Raw genomic sequence first — 15,813 nt, 5'->3', positions numbered from 1 at the left:
TTGACATATAACGCAAGTTCCAATACCTTCGCTATAACGCAAGCATCTGCGCTATTAGAAAGGTCAGGCTATGGCTGAAACGGTCACCACGGAGCGTCCGCGTTTCTACTTCGTTGATGAAGTGGCGACGATCCTCCGACGTTCCGAGCACTCAGTTCGCTGGCTGATCGCCACGAAACAACTCAAGGTCGGCAAGGTCGGAGGCCGCGTCTGCATCCGACCGGATGACCTCGATGCGTTCATCGATGCGGGCTTCGCGGACGCGTGATGACCACGTCGAAACGACAAGCGCGGGACCCGCGTGCTGAGATCGCCCGTCTGGATCTCCGGATAGCCAGGCTTCGACACGCTCGTCGCGACGCGGTCGCCGCGCTCGTCGACGATATGGCGTGGCAGGACGTGCCGGTCGTGCGCATCCGGCCGAGGAACGTCGACGGTTCTCCCGGCGATCGCGTGCACGTGCTCGAGCAAGTCGAGGAGTCGAGCGGATACACCCGCGTAACCGCACACGACGCACAGCGCTGCCCCGACAACTGGTGCCGCCGAGAGAACGTGGCGCAGCGAACGCCCCACCGCCGCGGGCGTGGGTACGCGTTCACCTTCCGCGGGACGTGGCAGATACTCGCCACGCCTGACCCACTCGACGAGCACGGTGAGTTCATCTGCATCCCGCAGGACGCTCTGGCGTCCGCCAGAGCAACAGGGAAGGCACGGCCATGATGGGCGCAGGACTTGTGAAGGCCGCGTTTGCTCTCGCCGACGCCGACCGTTTCCAGGATCACCGCAGTATGCGTCTGTTCGCCTACATGGCGCTGACCGCCCGCGACGCCGATCCTCGCCCGTCGTTCTTCGGCGGTCAGGATGCTCTCCTGCGAGCGATCGCCGGTACTGAGTCGTCGGCTGTACGACAGTCGCTCAGGCGTCTTCGCGAGGTCGGCTACGTCGTGCTCGACGAGAACGGCAAGGCGCATACCGGGCGACGATCCACCTATTTCCTCGAGGATGGCACCGGCTCTCCCCTTGCCCTTGTGGATAACTCGAATCTGGCGGTACGAATCGTCCCGCCAGTGGACACGACTGCCGGTACGGATCACACCGGCAGTCCGGTCCGAGAGGCGGTACGAACCGCCCCGAGAGGCGGTACGGACCGTACCGGACAGGCGGTACGGTCCGTACCGCCCAAGGAAGAAGAGGAGAGAGAGGAGGAGACGCGCGCGAGCGCGCCCGCCCGAACCTGTCTCCGCCATCCGAATTGGGAGCACTCCGAGCCGTGCCGTGCGTGTGCGGTCGATCGCCGCGCAGCGGAAGCCACGAGGACGCGTCGTGCCCCAACGACGATGAGTCCCCGTGTCATCGATTGCGGTCCTGGCAAGCATCGCTGGCTGCCGAACGGGACGTGCAACTTCTGCGAGAGCCGTGACCCGCTGTGGGACGTCGCATGAGCATCCATCCGCGATGGGCCGACATCGGCGCGTGCGCGCTCGCATGTGCCGCATCGCTCGCGTTCGTCATCGCCATCTTCGAAGGGATCCCAGTATGAGCATCAGCCCGACCTACGCGGATCTCGGCGGCGGGATCGGCTCGACCACGCAGGGGAAGCGCTCAGCGCGCATCTCCCGCACGATCTCGCCCGTACCGGGTCGCGTGTGCGCCCGCCACATGTTCGACCCCGTGTCGGGCTGGTGCGGATGCGGCACCCGAGACGACGGAGCACTCGCCGAAGGTTCGCCCGCGTGGCGCGCCGCACTCGAGCGGACCATGCCGGAGGCGAAATCGTGACCGCGCTACTTCCTCCCCCGTCCGTCCGCGACCGACTCCCCGCGACCGACTCCCCGCGAGCACCGACACCGCGCCCACCAGGTCTACCCGCGACGCCCCTACCGAACTGTCCGCGCTCACCACGGCTCTCCGGACGCAGGACCCGGCATGCCGTGGCGACGATCGCTTCACCATGGACGCCGCGGCGCTGAATCGGACCGACGCCGCTGAGATGCGCGCGCGCTGCTACGAGTGCGGCATCCGCGATCTCTGCGCCGCGTACGCGGATGCCGCGCGCCCGACGGCCGGATTCTGGGCCGGGAAGGACTACCGATGAGCGATCGGGCGTGCATCAGCGGATGCGTGAGAACCGGCGAGCACTACGCCGCATGCGCCGACTACGGACGCGCCGACGGGGAGTGCACCGGATGCGTACCCCTCGAAGCTCGCGACGGCGCCATGGTCTGCTCCCGCTGCTACGGACGCCTCCGACGCCACCTCGAGGACACACCCGCCCTCATCGAGCACATCCGCTCGTCGATCGGCCAAGCGGCCGCGAAGCGCTACGGGCACGAACGCACAACCGGATCACGGCAGCCGAGAACCGCACCCATGGACGTCTCCGCGGTCGATGCCTCCCGCGACATCATGGCCGCGATCTACGCCCCGTCGACGACCGCAGACGCCTCGCCCGCAGCATGGCGTGCGCACGCACAAGACGGCATCGCCCGGATCCTCGCCGACTACGACGCGATCGCGAACGACGCCGACGCCTTCCCGCAATGGTGGGCGATCGTCATGCCGCACGAGATCCCCGGCCACGACGACTACTGGACCATCAGCCGCGCACTCAACCGTTGGCCGCTCGCGGACCGCCGGCGACGCGCCAACAAGCCATGCCCCGACTGCGAGCTGCTCGACGTCCACATCATCCCTCCCCGGCAAGCACGAGCACCGACCTGGTACGCGTGCAACCAGTGCACCTGGGAAGCCAACGAACACGACCACGACGGCCTCTGGGCCGCACTCTTCGAAGGAACCGACCAATGACCACCACCACCGACTCAACAGGCGCCAGTGCCCGTCCGCGCCGCCCCGAACGCGGGGACCTGCCCGCCGTCCTCGAGCGCCACCTCTGGACCGCCGGACTGAAATCGCAACTCCCCGAATCCGAAGTGCGAGCTCTGCGGACCCTCGTCCTCGCTGACTGCGCCCGCACCCAAGCACGAGTCCTCGAACCACTGCCAACGCACGTCTGGCCAAACGGCCGACCCCCACTGCCATGACCAACCCGCCGGGAACCACGGCACCACCGACAAGAACAGGAGCACCGAATGAACCAAGACCAGATCGCCATGGCGACGATCGAGCATCAGAAGAAAGCGCAGATCGAAGCCGCACTCGAGATCGCACGCGCCGCCGCGCACGAAGTCACCCAGCATCCGCTGGCGACGCCGCCGGCCGCGACGCCGACGTCGACCGCGCAGAAGGCCGAGCATCTCGCGGCGATGTTCACGACTCCCGCCGAGCAGCAAGCGCGCGCGAACCAGGCACTCGTGACATGTGACGCGGTCCGCCGCGGATTCCCCGCCACGACGTTCGCGCAGAACACCGCCGTCGATCCGATCACCGGACACCCGACCACCCACTGAGCACCGAGAAGCAAGGAGACACACCATGAGCACCCCCATCGAAGACCAGCTTCGCCCCATCGAGGATCAGATCCGCGCCGCCGAGGCCGCCGCGCAACAAGCGCGTGCCGAAGCCGCCCGCCTGTACGCCGAGAAAGACGAAGCAGAACAGGCAGCAAAGCGTGCCCGTCGACGAGCGCTGAACCAGTTCGTCAAGCAGCGCGATGCCGAGTGGCCGTCCCGGTTCAACCGCCGAGTTCGCGAGGCACGCGAAGCATTCGAAGACGCCGTCGCCCACAACGGAGACGCGCTCGCTGCATGGGTTGCGTACAAGAACGTCGAGGCTGTCGCGATCGCCGAGCGCGGAGCCAACGTCGGCCACTGGCTCAAGCTTCAGCGCGAGTCCTACGACGAAGCCAAGCAACAGTACGACGACATCAAGCAGCGGTTCGTCACCGCGCAGTACCGAGCTGAGGGAGAGGGCCGACGCGGCCGGGTCGACCCACATGTTTTCAGTCAGTACCCCGAGCTGGTACGGGCGAACGAAGAGTACAACGCTCTCGCCGAGCGGATCGAGAGCAAGGATCGCCGCGACGCTGGGGAGCTCGGGGAGATGTCGTTCGCACACCTCGACATCCGTAGGCCGCTGCTCCGCAATTCCGATCAGGTCCGCGAGGACGAGCGCACGTTCGCGGAAGCCTTCGAACAGGCCGCCGCCAGAGCACGCGATGCCGCAGTAGTTGAGCACAGGCGCGACCGCACCGCCGCCTTCGACGCCTACGCGGCCGATCACGACACCGATCCTCTCGACGACACCGAAGACGAGTAACCCCCGGCATGCGCGCTCCTGCGCCGCCTGCTCGCGGCCCTCCTCGACAGGCCACCACACGCGGCGCACCGATCACACGAATCCCATCCCCAACCGCCCAGGATGCACCTGGGCCTAAGCCGAAAGGCACCCATGGCCAACTACTCCCTCAGCGGGCGAATCGACCCGCTCGGTGAACTCAAGAAGTACCCGACGTTCCGCAGTCATGCACGCGGTCCTATGTCCCTCCGAGTCGACAAGATCGTCGACGGCAGCGGCAACCTGCTCGATGCGTCCCATAACGACCGCTACGAGCTGCGCATCGGTCTGCGCCGCCAGTCCGACGGCAAGCAGATCGTCGTCTCGTCGTCTTGGTTCCAGCATCAGATGGGCCAGACACGACAGTTGGTGCACGAGGGGCCGTACACGGCGACGACCCCGCCGAGCATCATCCCGGCAGGAAGCTACGCCGTAAACGCCCGCCTCGCCCCGAGCTTCATCACCGGCGGGACGCCGCCCGTCACGTGGCACGGCCTGCTCGTTCTGTGACGCTGAACCATTCGCGCCCCGAGACGGCCACCCACGTCTCGGGGCGCAGCCGATCCCTAACGTCAGCAACCGATCGTAGGATGCCATCATGATCACCACGGAGCCGGAACTCTACGAGTTCGTCGAGACGCTCCGCCCGTCCGTGGCCACGTCTCCCGGCCTGCTCGAGGTGTTCGACATCCTCATGGCCGGAGGGGAACCGTGGGAAGCCCTGACCTCGATGCTCGAGGACCCGGACGCCCCCGCCCTCGCGATCCCGGAGGACCTCCTGGCACGCATACGGACCGAGATACTCCCGGAGTTCTGCACTCCAGCGGAGCAGGCACGCTATCTCCGGCTCATAGAGACGATGCCCGACTCGAAGCCCTGACGATGAGCGGGGAATACCATGGCGACGCCACCGAACATCGCTACCTGTCGCCACAGCAGGTATGCGACCTCGTCCCCGGCCTGACTGTTCGACGTCTTCGAGCAATGCGGGAGAACGGAACTGGTCCGCGATACCGGAAACCGACACTCAAGACCATCGTGTACGTCGAAACAGAGGTGCGTGAATGGGTAGAAGCGCACATCATCGAAACGACCGAGCAACCACGATCGACCGATGGCGCCCACGATCGCTGAACGGCACGGGTGGGGGGACCACCCTCCCGCCCCTCCCGCGGCCCTCACGGAGGCATAGGGCCCTTCTCTCCCCGCGATTTTTTTGTTTCGGGGTTGTGGGGCCGTGCGTGTGGGGTTCGGCGCGCGAACGGAGCCGCCGAGGCAGTCCAGGAGGTCGATAGACCTCGACGCGGGAGATTGGCGCGTGGCGCGAAAAGCGTTACAACGGCAGGACTCATCCTCGGCGCACGGGCACGTCTTCGATGTCTGCTCGCCGGCCTACGACCGGTTCAGGATCTCAGCGTCGAGGCTGGGTCTGCGTAGAGCTCGGAGTCGATGCCGCATGTTCGTCTTCCACCAGTGCCATCGAAGACGTCGAGAGCGCCATCTCACGATCCAACCCCAAGGCCATGTGTGCAATCTGCCCGACGAAGGACGTATCCAGATGATTGTCACCTCGTTCCCAATCGCCAAGCCCGGAAGCGGTATATCGTCGTCCGGCTCGATCGATTCCGCCTTCCATACCCCGAGCACCCGCTCACGGTCCTCGATGAAGACGAGCACATTGTGTGCGTCTTCACCCGTGCGGTTCGACGCACGCGGCGGGTCTGTCTTCAGCACCCAGAGCTGCGGGTAGCGCGCGCGTCGATCCGCACGGACTCCGAAGTAAAGGGCGGTAAGCGCCGTGAGCACGCTGAGTGCCCATGCGACCCATGCCCACCACTGCATGTCAACCACTCTATGGGTGTTCACTCGCCGGACCCGCTGCGCATTGTCTGCGCGATCGCCTACGATCCTGGTCATGCCGAACCGTCGCACCACGATCATCGCCGCAGCCGTCAGTGTCGCTGTCCTCGCCGGTCTCGTCGCCCTCGCTGTCCCTGCCTTCGTCAGCGTCGACGATGACTTGACACCGGCCGCGACGACGTCGACGCCGATGCCGGCACCGACGAGCACGGAAGCTCCCGCTGCGCAGTCGATTGTCGAGGCCGAGCCCGCGACCGAGCCCACGCCCAGCGAAACGTACCGCGAGGAATGCGGCGGACCGATCGCCCTCGTTCCCGTCGACGACTCCGACCCCGACCGCGTCGTCGGCTACCGCAACGACATGATCCGAGACACTGGTCCCCGCACCGGCGCGACCGGCGATGTCTCCCTCAACGACGCAGGTACACCTGTTGCCTACCGAGTAGCCGAAGGGGACACGCTATGGGCGATCGGCGAGCGCCTGTGCACGCAGCGCATCTGGATCGAGATGGTGAACTCCGTCCGCCGCAACGGCGCGAGCGCCCTCTACCCCGGAGACACCCTCAACCTCGACATGTACGCCATCACCAGCGTCGGCGACGAGAACGGCGTCGTCTACGACAACGACCCCGGCTTCTACATCCCGCCACAGCAGTAGCACGGTCCGCAGAAAGTCCGCAGAACTCGCCCCCGCGCCCATGAAGGACCATCGACTGCCAGCAGTCTTTCCCCGTAATCACGCGGATCACGTAAGCGGCCAATATTGCACCATCGCTTGGGTGCGATTCATCAACTATCGCTGACGCGCGACGAATGCCGGCATCCCGACGGATGCCGGCATTCGTCGTATCCGGGCCGCCCGCCGGATCCGTCGGGTTGATCGGGCACCCGGAATCACATACTGATATACGGGTTGCGATCCGAGAAGCTGGTAGGCGGTGCCTCTTCTGATCGGGGGATCAGAGGCGTCCTCGGTGGGGAACGAGGAGGACCGTCGGCGTATGCCGGGCCGGCACCGCCTGTGGTCGGCCGGCACCCCCGGGGCCCGCCGGCCACAGCACGTCCCGGGTTGGCATCCCGCGCCGGTTCGTGATGTAGTAACACCCCGGCCGCAACGCAGGGGCTGGGGAAGAGACGCACTTGGGGGCAAGGCGATGACTGGGGATTCGCGACGGATCGGACGCACGAAGAAGCTGCTGGCCGAGGAGGTGTTCCAGCACCTCGGCACGGCCATCGTGAACGGCGATCTCGCACCGAACGAGCGCATCCGAGATGCCGAACTCGCCGTGCAGCTGCACGTGTCGCGCATGCCGATCCGCGAGGCGCTGCAACGTCTCGAACGGATCGGGCTGGTGACGATGTATCCGAGCAGGTACACCGAGGTCACGTCCGTCACCGATCAGGTCGTCGCCGACTCCCATGAGTTCGCCGCGTTCCAGGCCGGCTTCGTCGCCCGCCTCGCCGCCGCGCGGATGACCGATGCCGAACGGGACACGGTGTCGACGCTCATCGATGCTCTCGACGAGAGCATCGATGAGCCGGTTCGCTACTCCCTCGCACGCAAGGCGCTGTTCGGCCGACTGTCGGAGTTCAGCGGGAACGCACTGCAGCATCAGGTGCTGCGCGAAGTCAGCATGGCGCTCGCACGCAACCTCCGAGAACTGGCCTCGGAGGACCGGGAAGAGATGCTCGCGCTTCATCGGGCGCTCCGCGACGCCCTGACGACGGGGGATGCGGATGCCGCAGAGCAGGTCAGCCGGGCCATCCACGAGCTGTGACCGGCGTCACTTCACGGACCCTATGACGGATCACGAACGGATTCACCGAATTCATCCGTGATTCGTCACGGCATCCGTGATTCGTCACCGCATCATCCGCAGACGGCGGAGTGCCGCGAGGATCGCGGCCTGGACCGTGGGCCAATCATGCACGATCTGGGCATAGTCGAACCGGAGAGTCTCGTATCCGAGATCGGATGCCGCGGCATCCCGCACCCGATCGCGATGGCGCTTCGTCGACGACCCGTGGTTCTCGTCCCCGTCCGCCTCGATGATCAGGCGGCCCGCCACGACGAAGTCGACCCGACCCACCCCGTCCAATGTCACCTGACAGTCGAATCGGATGCCGAGCAGGTGGAATCTCAATCGGAGCAGGGACTCCAGACCGCTGTCGGCATCCGCTCGTGCGATGTCGACCAGCCAACGCGCCGTTCCCGGCAACGCGCTGCGAAGGCGCGCACGGGCGGCGCGGGAGAGGAGCCGCTGCCTCCATGCCGACTCGTATGCTGCGAAGAACGCCTCGTCCCCCGCGCACCGGCGCAGGTGCAGCAGAGCCGTCTCGATCGACGCGGATCCGAGCGGCGGACTTCCGCGGAAATAGTGCGAGACGCAGGTGCAGGACGGGTGGCTGAGGGGATGCCTCTTCGACGGCATCCAGACATGGAGTCCGTCCGGTCGCGGAAGCACCCACACTCCACGGACCCGCAGAACGCTGGCGCAGGTGAGTGCTCCCCCGTGCTCGATCGCCGTCCTCACATCGTCGTTCAAGGTCGTCGTCGCGAAGACGCCGTTCCGAATGCGCTGAATCGTCCCTCGACGCGTTTCCACCGCGAGAGCCTGTCGGGTGAAACCCAGATGCTGCAGCGTCGAACCGCGGGCGATTCCCCCGAGCCGCGTGATGGTGTCGTTTGCAGAGAGCATGCCGACCACCTTGCGACAACGGGCCCTCCGCCGGGCGGCGACATCGCCGTTTGTGGACAACCCGCGACCGACGGACGGCTGTGCAGGGCGAGTGGTCGATGACGTTTCACGGACCCGATGACGAATCACGGACGGATTCACCGGATTCATCCGTGATTCGTCACGGCATCCGGGATTCGTCACAGCATCCGTGATTCGTCACGGCATCCGTCATCCGTCGTCCGTGATTCGTCACGGCATCCGGGATTCGTCGGACGACGCGGGTCGGTGGGGCGTGACGACACGCGTCAGCGTGACGCCGCCCACCCCGTGACCCACCGGTCCAGCCGGCGGTAGGCGTCCTCGCGCGCCTCGTGCCGCGACAGGAACACGTCGTGCAGCGCCCCGTCGATCCGCTCGACCGTCACGGACGACCCGAGCTTGAGCGAAGCTCTGGCGATGTCGTCGACGACAAGGACGCTGTCGGCACTCGTCAGATCGTCCGACCAGCGCGTCGGCACGGCGGTCCGTGCGGACAGCAGCACGCACACCGGCGCATCGATCGCGAGGCCGGCGGCGACCTTCGCATGACCTGCGAGCACGGCGTGCAGCCATCCGGTGTGCACCGGCATCGTCTGCTCTGGACGCCACGCGAGGTTGACCTCCATCGGGTCGTCCGGGTCGGCGGCCTCGGCCTGCGCCCGCGTGTAGAAGCCGAGATCCACCTGCGGCACGGCATCCAGCGGGCGCACCCGCGCACCCCACCCGACCATCGGAGCGATCGCCTGCCGGATCGGACCGAGCTGGAACTCCAGCCACGGAGAGTTCAGGACCACCGCGGCCGCCCGCCCCGGGTTGCGCGACGCCCACAGGCTCAGCACCAGCCCACCAGTGGAGTGCCCGACCAGCACCAGGCGACGACCGGATGCCGCGGCATCCGTCATGGCGTCCAGAGCGGCGGCGATGTCGGCGTCGTACGTCGCGAGGTCGGCGATGTACCCGGGCGTCTGACCGTCGCGGAGGCTCCGGCCGTACTTGCGCAGATCCAGGGCGAAGAAGCGCGCCCCGCGGGCCGTCCAGAAGCGCGCCAGCCGCTTCTGGAAGAAGTAGTCCGACCAGCCGTGCACGTAGAGCACGTCGACGTCGGCGAGGTCCGGCGTGGGCACCGCGAGCGGGCGTCCGCGCAGTCGGCGCATGAACCGGTCCCAGCCGCTCGGCTGCTCCAGCGCACGCGTCGGCGTCGGCAGAGCGCGGACGAGGGTCGCGACGACATCGCCTTCGGCATCCGACCCGAGCGGCAGCGTCAGCTGCTCGAACTCGTCGCCGAGGATGTCGGGGGCCCAATCGGTCATGTGCCCAGGGTACCCATCGGACGCTCGGTCACGGTTGGGGCGGGCTCAGGGCACGCGCAGTCGCCCGGCGCGTGACCGAACCGCGGAACGGTCACGGCACGGGCGGGATGCCGCGGCATCCACCCACCGGAAGCGTGACCGAACCCGGTTCAGTCGCGGGAGATCTGCACCATCTCGTCGCGGTCGACGACCTTGATTCGGGCGCGGTCGTGCGGGGCGCCGAGCGCGATCTCGTGCTGGTCGAGGCGGTGCCAGCCGTCGAGGTCGGTCCAGGTGACGTCACGCGAAGCGAGCAGCGCCGGGATCGCGTCCTCGGACGGGTCCTCCGGCTGCCACCACGAGCCCTGGTCGTTGACGAGGTGCTGCACGGTCTCCATGGCGTCGGACTTCGTGTGACCGATCAGGCCGACGGGTCCGCGCTTGATCCAGCCTGTCGCGTACACGCCGGGGACGCGCTCGTTCGAGTCCTTCGCGAGCACCTGGCCCTCGTGGTTCGGGATGACGCCGTGCTTCTTGTCGAACGGCACGTCCTTCAGGGGCGATCCGAAGTAGCCGATCGCGCGGTACAACTGGCCGATCGCGATCTCGCGCAGCTCGCCGGTGCCGACGACGCCGCCGGAGCCATCCGACTGGGTGCGCTCGTAGACGATCGCCGCGACGCGACCGGTCGCGTCCTTCTTGATCTCCACCGGGCGGGCCCAGAAGTGCAGGTGCAGGCGGCGGGATGCCTCGCCGCCTGCGTTGTTCACGCCCGGACGGGTGCGCCACTGCTGCAGGACGCGGTCGATGACCTTGACCTGCTTGTTGCTCTCGACGGCCGCCTTGGATGCGTCGTCGTAGTCGAAGTCCTCGTCGTACACGACCATGTCGACGTCGCGCAGTTCACCGAGTTCGCGCAGCTCGAGCGGCGTGAACTTCACCTGCGCAGGCCCGCGGCGCCCGAAGACGTGGACGTCGGTGACCTTGGACGCCACGAGGCCGGCGTGGACGTTGTCCGGGATCTCGGTGGGCAGCAGGTCCTCGGCGTGCTTGGCGAGGATGCGTGCCACATCGAGGGCGACGTTGCCGTTGCCGAGCACGGCGACCGACTCGGCATTCAGCGTCCAGTCCCGCGGGAAGTCCGGGTGCCCGTCGAACCAGCTCACGAAGTCGGCCGCGCCGAACGACCCCTCGGCGTCGGCGCCCGGGATGTCGAGGGTCGTGTCGCGGATCGCTCCAGTGGCGAAGATCACCGCGTTGTAGTGCTTCTTGAGGTCCGCCATCGTGATGTCCTCGCCGAAGCGGACGTTGCCGAAGATGCGGATGTCGCCGCGATCGAGCACGTCGCGCAGAGCACCGATGACGCCCTTGATGCGCGGGTGATCCGGCGCGACGCCGTACCGGACGAGGCCGTACGGCGCGGGGAGCTGCTCGAACAGGTCGATCGAGACGTCGAAGGAGCGCTCGGTCTTGAGGAGGATGTCCGCCGCGTAGATGCCTGCGGGGCCTGCCCCGACGATGGCCAGCCTGAGCTTGGTCATGTTTGCCTTTCGGATGCTGCGTTGACCGCGTCAGCTGCTGCGGCCGGCGAGGGTATCGGCGAAACGCGTCAGCGCCTCGCGCACGGTGCCCTTCGGGAGCGGAGCGAGCACGGCGATCGCGTCGTTCGTCCACGTGCGGGCGAGTTCGAGGGTCTGCTGCGTGACGGCATGGTCGCGCAGTTCGGCCAGCGGCTGGTCGAGGATGCTCGGGTCTGCGCCCTCCGCGATGCGGGCGACCCCGTCATCGATGCGGGCCGCGAGGGCCTGCGCCTCGGCATCCTCTCGAGCCTTGAGCAGGAGGTACGGCATCGTCGGTACCCCGGCGCGGAGGTCGGTCCCCGGGACCTTGCCGGTGTCCTCCGGCTTGGCCGACAGGTCGATCACGTCGTCGATGAGCTGGAAGGCGACACCGACTTTCTCGCCGTAGACGCGCAGCGGCTCGTGGTACTCCTCCGGCGCGTTCGAGAACAGGGCACCGGCCTGCGTCGCCGCGGCGATGAGGGATCCGGTCTTGTCCGCGAGCACCTGGATGTAGAACTCGATGGGGTCATCGCCCGGCTGCGCACCGACGGTCTCGTGCAGCTGCCCGAGGACGAGGCGCTCGAACGTGTCGGCCTGGAGACGGATGGCGCGGTCGCCGTACTTCGACATGAGCTGGCTGGCGCGGGAGAACAGGATGTCTCCGGTGAGGATCGCGACGCTGTTGCCCCACACCGCGTGCGCGGCCGGAACGCCGCGGCGACGGTCGGCGCCGTCCATGACGTCGTCGTGGTAGAGCGAGCCGAGGTGGGTCATCTCCAAGGCCTTGGCGATGTCGATGACCGCGGTAGTGTTGCCGTCGCCGAGCTGGGCGGTCAGCAGCGTCAGCACCGGGCGCACGCGCTTGCCTCCGGCTTCGAGGAGATAGCGGCTCGCGGCATCAGCCACGGAGTCGGCGACGCGCAGGTCGACGGCGAGGCCCTCTTCGACCAGTTCGAGGCCGTCCTCGATCTCCCGCGCGACGCGACGGGCCGCGGGGCCGATGAAGACGCGGTCGCTGAAGCCGAGTCGGCTCGCCAGGCGCGAACCCGGAGCGGTAGGGCTCGAAGTCACGTCTGTCAGCCTACCCGTATGGCCTGGGTCGATCGGTCAGTCGGATTTCTCGGACGTGCGGGTGGGAGCAGAGTCGGGCTTGGGCTTCGCGGCCGGCTTGGCAGCGGGGCGCTTGGCGGCGGGCTCCGGCTTGCGTGCGGCGGTCGCCTTGGCCGAGGGCACGGCGGACTTCGGCTTGGTCGCACGGTGGAGAGCCACGATGCCGAGGGTGAGGTTGCGGTGCGCGACGTCGATCCATCCGGCATCCCGGATCCAGCTCGCGAGAGTCTTCTGGTCCGGCCAGTCGCGGATCGACTCGTTCAGGTAGTCGTACGCCTCGGAATTGGTGCCGGCCACGCGCGCGACGCGGGGCAGGACCTGCGCGTTGTAGAACCGGTAGAGCCCGCGGAACACCGCATTCGGCGGCGTGGAGAACTCGTTGATCAGCAGTCGTCCCCCCGGCTTCGTCACCCGGTACAGCTCGCGGATCGCTTTCTTCGGATCGTGCACGTTGCGCAGACTGTAGGACATCGTGACGGCATCGAACGCGGCATCCTCGAACGGCAGGTCCATGGCGTCGGCCTCGACGAACGACAGGTTCGGAAGATGACCGTGGCGACGGCGGCCTTCGGCCAGCATCCCGGGTGAGAAGTCGGCTGCGACGACCTCCGCTCCGCTGCGGGCGAGGGATGCCGATGACGATGCCGTTCCGGCCCCCAGGTCGAGGATCCGCTCCCCCGGCTTCGGGGCGACGGCCCGGGTGGATGCCGCGCGCCACAGCGCGTCGTTGCCGAACGTCATCACGATGTTGGTGCGGTCGTATCCTTCGGCGACCTGGTCGAACATGCCGCTGACGCGCGACGGGTCCTTGCCGAGATCGGCGCGGTTGGGCTCAGTCACGGGATCCAGTCTAGGCGGCGGTCGCGGGACGATTCGGGGCGGCGTGCATCGCCGGGCCGAACTCCGGACGGCTGACCGCGTGTCGGCGCCGAGCGCCCCCGACACGCCCGGAGGCATCAGGAATCCGGCCCAGGTACCAGCTCGGACGGGGACAACCGGGGCCCTCACCGTGCCGAATTGCAGGCGGGTGACCGCGCGTCGGCACCTCGCACCCCCAACATGCCGGGAGGCATCCGGAATCCCGCCCGACTCAGCGATCGAGGCCGAGGGCGACGAGGCGGTCGAGCCAGGCATCCCCGGTGGCGTCGTCGAACGGAGCCTCCTGACGGCGCACGCGATCCTCGAGATCGAGGGTCAAGGCTTCCAGGTGCTCCATGACGTCGGCGGGGTATCCGTACCGGGCGCTGTGATCAGCCCACTCGTCGCGGTCGTCGACGTACGTCCCCTCGTCGTTCGTGCGGCGGACGACGTCGAGGTCCATGTCGATGCCGGTCGCGAGCAAGGGGCTCTCCCAGCGGACATCCCAGGCGAGGTCGATGTAGATGCGCAGATCGCGGGGATGATCGCGGTTCACGGTGAGAGCGTAGTCGGCGGCATCCGGGATCAGCGTGACCTTGTTGCGCTGCCCGACGTGGTCGATCGCGGGGATCAGCGTGACGTTCGGGACGTCGGCGTCGAAGGCCGCACCGGGTCGCGCGCTGTGGAAGCCGACGGGCTGCCCGACCCAGTCGCCCCACTGGTCGGATCCGAGGTAGACGCACTCGTGACGCCAGTGCGGCGAGCCGTCCCATTTGCGCCACTGGAAGGTCATCTCGGTGCCGGGTTCGGGGCGGTCGCTCATGGTGCCAGCCTATGCGGGGCGTCTGCGCACCCATCGCCGGGAACAGTTGCACAGCACGGGAACGCGCGGGGCGTGCGGGGGGGCGGGACGGCCATATCCTGGAAGGGTGAGCAACAGCCTGGTCGTGCAGACCCGCGAGATCGAACCGGTCGAGGATCTGCTGGTCCACGCCGACCCGGCATCCCCCCTCGCCTGGCTGCGCCGCGGCGACGGATTCGTCGCGGCGGGCTCCGGAGCCGCCGCGGTCATCCGCATCCCCGCAGGCAGGGGCCCTTCGCGAGCCGCGATCGCCTCCGAAGCCTGGCGTGCGCTCTGCGCGGATGCCGTGGTCGACGACGCCGTGAACCTCCCCGGTACCGGCCTCGTGGCCTTCGGCACGCTCACGTTCGATGAGGACTCGGATGCCGACAGCATCCTGATCGTGCCGTCGATCATCATCGGCAAACGCCAAGGACGCAGCTGGATCACCCGCATCGGCGACACCGATGCCCCGCTCGCCGAACGGGAGTACGGCCCGCACTGGGCAGGGACCGCCGGCCCTGGCGCGCAGACGCCCGAGGGGTATCAGGCATCGGTGGACGCCGCCCTCGATCGCATCGCCACCGGCGAGCTGAGCAAGGTCGTCCTCGCGCGCGATCTCGCCGGGACGATCCCGGCCGGGTCCGATCTGCGCCGCCTCGCGCGAGCCCTGTCGACCGGGTATCCCGACACCTGGACCTTCGCCGTCGACGGGCTGATCGGCGCGAGCCCGGAGACGCTCGTGACGGCACAGGATCGGTCCGTGACCGCGCGCGTGCTCGCCGGGACGATCGGCCGCGGGGCGGATCCGGACGCGGATACGGTCGCCTCGGCATCCCTCGCCTCCAGCACCAAGGATCTCGACGAGCATCAGTACGCGGTGCAAAGTCTGCTCGTGGCGCTGCGCCCGCACGTGCGGGCGATGGCGGCCAGCGAGCAGCCGTTCCTGCTGAAGCTGCCGAACCTGTTCCACCTCGCCACCGACGTCGAGGGCGAGCTGGCCGACGGGGAGTCGGCGCTGGATCTGGTCGGCGTGCTGCATCCGACGGCCGCTGTGGCCGGGACCCCGACGGATGCCGCGATCGCCGCGATCCGCGAGCTCGAACCGTTCGACCGGGGGCGCTACGCCGGGCCGGTCGGCTGGGTGGATGCCGCGGGCAACGGCGAATGGGCCATCGCGCTGCGCTGCGCCCAGTTCGGGACGGATGCCGAAGCGGATGCCCCGATCCCCGTCACCGCGTATGCGGGCGCCGGCATCGTGGCGGGAAGCGATCCGGAGACCGAGCTGCTGGAGACGCGCGTGAAGTTCCGGCCGCTGGTGGACGCGCTGGCGTAGG

At 67.9% G+C, this 15,813-nt stretch carries 19 protein-coding genes; 13 read left to right on the top strand and 6 right to left on the bottom strand.

The window, feature by feature from the left end; genetic code table 11:
* Nucleotides 1-70 precede the first annotated feature (70 nt).
* From M2317_RS06650 to M2317_RS06595, 12 genes are all read left to right on the top strand, one after another.
* Entirely contained in the window at nt 71-268 is a 198-nt protein-coding gene (locus M2317_RS06650; protein ID WP_429458515.1) for a helix-turn-helix domain-containing protein, read from the top strand.
* Nucleotides 268-720, top strand: a complete 453-nt coding sequence (locus M2317_RS06645) for a hypothetical protein (RefSeq protein WP_429458513.1) — start codon at nt 268-270, stop codon at nt 718-720. The genes M2317_RS06650 and M2317_RS06645 overlap by 1 nt, the downstream gene beginning before the upstream one ends.
* Nucleotides 717-1,442: a hypothetical protein gene (locus M2317_RS06640; protein ID WP_429458512.1), complete on the top strand. Its 726-nt coding sequence runs from the start codon at nt 717-719 to the stop codon at nt 1,440-1,442. Before M2317_RS06645 ends, M2317_RS06640 begins: the two co-directional genes overlap by 4 nt.
* 94 nt (nt 1,443-1,536) lie before the next feature.
* Nucleotides 1,537-1,779 (top strand): hypothetical protein, encoded by a 243-nt coding sequence (locus M2317_RS06635; protein ID WP_429458510.1) that lies wholly within the window; start codon nt 1,537-1,539, stop codon nt 1,777-1,779.
* Nucleotides 1,780-1,951: 172 nt separating this feature from the next.
* A complete protein-coding gene (locus tag M2317_RS06630; protein WP_429458508.1) occupies nt 1,952-2,095 on the top strand; it encodes a hypothetical protein in 144 nt (47 codons plus the stop codon).
* Nucleotides 2,092-2,808 carry a hypothetical protein gene (locus M2317_RS06625; protein WP_429458506.1) on the top strand — a complete coding sequence of 239 codons (717 nt, stop codon included), beginning with the start codon at nt 2,092-2,094 and terminating at the stop codon, nt 2,806-2,808. The genes M2317_RS06630 and M2317_RS06625 overlap by 4 nt, the downstream gene beginning before the upstream one ends.
* Nucleotides 2,809-3,092: 284 nt before the next feature.
* Entirely contained in the window at nt 3,093-3,410 is a 318-nt protein-coding gene (locus M2317_RS06620; RefSeq protein WP_429458504.1) for a hypothetical protein, read from the top strand.
* 25 nt (nt 3,411-3,435) lie between these two features.
* Complete coding sequence (locus M2317_RS06615; RefSeq protein WP_429458503.1) at nt 3,436-4,218, top strand: hypothetical protein; 783 nt, start codon at nt 3,436-3,438, stop codon at nt 4,216-4,218.
* 132 nt (nt 4,219-4,350) lie between these two features.
* A complete protein-coding gene (locus M2317_RS06610; protein WP_429458501.1) occupies nt 4,351-4,746 on the top strand; it encodes a hypothetical protein in 396 nt (131 codons plus the stop codon).
* Between the two features lie 88 nt (nt 4,747-4,834).
* Nucleotides 4,835-5,116 carry a hypothetical protein gene (locus M2317_RS06605; protein WP_429458500.1) on the top strand — a complete coding sequence of 94 codons (282 nt, stop codon included), beginning with the start codon at nt 4,835-4,837 and terminating at the stop codon, nt 5,114-5,116.
* A gap of 1,035 nt (nt 5,117-6,151) precedes the next feature.
* On the top strand, nt 6,152-6,754 hold the full coding sequence (locus M2317_RS06600) for a hypothetical protein (RefSeq protein ID WP_429458498.1): 603 nt from the start codon (nt 6,152-6,154) through the stop codon (nt 6,752-6,754).
* Nucleotides 6,755-7,250: 496 nt separating this feature from the next.
* Nucleotides 7,251-7,874 carry a GntR family transcriptional regulator gene (locus M2317_RS06595; protein ID WP_429458496.1) on the top strand — a complete coding sequence of 208 codons (624 nt, stop codon included), beginning with the start codon at nt 7,251-7,253 and terminating at the stop codon, nt 7,872-7,874.
* 84 nt (nt 7,875-7,958) lie between these two features.
* Here the strand turns inward: M2317_RS06595 and M2317_RS06590 are convergent, their stop codons facing one another.
* The 6 genes from M2317_RS06590 to M2317_RS06565 form a co-directional block, all read right to left on the bottom strand.
* A complete protein-coding gene (locus M2317_RS06590) occupies nt 7,959-8,795 on the bottom strand; it encodes an endonuclease domain-containing protein (RefSeq protein ID WP_429458495.1) in 837 nt (278 codons plus the stop codon).
* 287 nt (nt 8,796-9,082) lie between these two features.
* Entirely contained in the window at nt 9,083-10,126 is a 1,044-nt protein-coding gene (locus M2317_RS06585; protein WP_429458493.1) for an alpha/beta hydrolase, read from the bottom strand.
* Nucleotides 10,127-10,275: 149 nt separating this feature from the next.
* Nucleotides 10,276-11,646: an FAD-dependent oxidoreductase gene (locus tag M2317_RS06580; RefSeq protein ID WP_429458491.1), complete on the bottom strand. Its 1,371-nt coding sequence runs from the start codon at nt 11,644-11,646 to the stop codon at nt 10,276-10,278.
* Between the two features lie 30 nt (nt 11,647-11,676).
* Complete coding sequence (locus M2317_RS06575) at nt 11,677-12,738, bottom strand: polyprenyl synthetase family protein (protein ID WP_429458489.1); 1,062 nt, start codon at nt 12,736-12,738, stop codon at nt 11,677-11,679.
* Nucleotides 12,739-12,774: 36 nt separating this feature from the next.
* A complete protein-coding gene (locus M2317_RS06570; RefSeq protein ID WP_429458720.1) occupies nt 12,775-13,626 on the bottom strand; it encodes a class I SAM-dependent methyltransferase in 852 nt (283 codons plus the stop codon).
* A gap of 241 nt (nt 13,627-13,867) precedes the next feature.
* Nucleotides 13,868-14,458 carry a DUF402 domain-containing protein gene (locus M2317_RS06565; RefSeq protein ID WP_429458487.1) on the bottom strand — a complete coding sequence of 197 codons (591 nt, stop codon included), beginning with the start codon at nt 14,456-14,458 and terminating at the stop codon, nt 13,868-13,870.
* A gap of 106 nt (nt 14,459-14,564) precedes the next feature.
* Here M2317_RS06565 and M2317_RS06560 point away from each other — a divergent pair, with 106 nt between their 5' ends.
* On the top strand, nt 14,565-15,812 hold the full coding sequence (locus M2317_RS06560) for an isochorismate synthase (protein WP_429458485.1): 1,248 nt from the start codon (nt 14,565-14,567) through the stop codon (nt 15,810-15,812).
* Nucleotide 15,813 lies beyond the last annotated feature (1 nt).

This window comes from Microbacterium sp. ZKA21 (genome assembly GCF_050434165.1).
In the GTDB taxonomy this organism is placed as follows: domain Bacteria; phylum Actinomycetota; class Actinomycetes; order Actinomycetales; family Microbacteriaceae; genus Microbacterium.
Note: the sequence above shows the minus strand (reverse complement) of the source record. Positions and strands in the feature narration are given on the sequence as shown.

Coding starts and splice junctions, on each gene's coding strand:
- M2317_RS06650 (WP_429458515.1), top strand. CDS start 71: ATGGCTGAAACGGTCACCACGGAGCGTCCGCGTTTCTACTTCGTTGAT.
- M2317_RS06645 (WP_429458513.1), top strand. CDS start 268: ATGACCACGTCGAAACGACAAGCGCGGGACCCGCGTGCTGAGATCGCC.
- M2317_RS06640 (WP_429458512.1), top strand. CDS start 717: ATGATGGGCGCAGGACTTGTGAAGGCCGCGTTTGCTCTCGCCGACGCC.
- M2317_RS06635 (WP_429458510.1), top strand. CDS start 1,537: ATGAGCATCAGCCCGACCTACGCGGATCTCGGCGGCGGGATCGGCTCG.
- M2317_RS06630 (WP_429458508.1), top strand. CDS start 1,952: ATGGACGCCGCGGCGCTGAATCGGACCGACGCCGCTGAGATGCGCGCG.
- M2317_RS06625 (WP_429458506.1), top strand. CDS start 2,092: ATGAGCGATCGGGCGTGCATCAGCGGATGCGTGAGAACCGGCGAGCAC.
- M2317_RS06620 (WP_429458504.1), top strand. CDS start 3,093: ATGAACCAAGACCAGATCGCCATGGCGACGATCGAGCATCAGAAGAAA.
- M2317_RS06615 (WP_429458503.1), top strand. CDS start 3,436: ATGAGCACCCCCATCGAAGACCAGCTTCGCCCCATCGAGGATCAGATC.
- M2317_RS06610 (WP_429458501.1), top strand. CDS start 4,351: ATGGCCAACTACTCCCTCAGCGGGCGAATCGACCCGCTCGGTGAACTC.
- M2317_RS06605 (WP_429458500.1), top strand. CDS start 4,835: ATGATCACCACGGAGCCGGAACTCTACGAGTTCGTCGAGACGCTCCGC.
- M2317_RS06600 (WP_429458498.1), top strand. CDS start 6,152: ATGCCGAACCGTCGCACCACGATCATCGCCGCAGCCGTCAGTGTCGCT.
- M2317_RS06595 (WP_429458496.1), top strand. CDS start 7,251: ATGACTGGGGATTCGCGACGGATCGGACGCACGAAGAAGCTGCTGGCC.
- M2317_RS06590 (WP_429458495.1), bottom strand. CDS start 8,795: ATGCTCTCTGCAAACGACACCATCACGCGGCTCGGGGGAATCGCCCGC.
- M2317_RS06585 (WP_429458493.1), bottom strand. CDS start 10,126: ATGACCGATTGGGCCCCCGACATCCTCGGCGACGAGTTCGAGCAGCTG.
- M2317_RS06580 (WP_429458491.1), bottom strand. CDS start 11,646: ATGACCAAGCTCAGGCTGGCCATCGTCGGGGCAGGCCCCGCAGGCATC.
- M2317_RS06565 (WP_429458487.1), bottom strand. CDS start 14,458: ATGAGCGACCGCCCCGAACCCGGCACCGAGATGACCTTCCAGTGGCGC.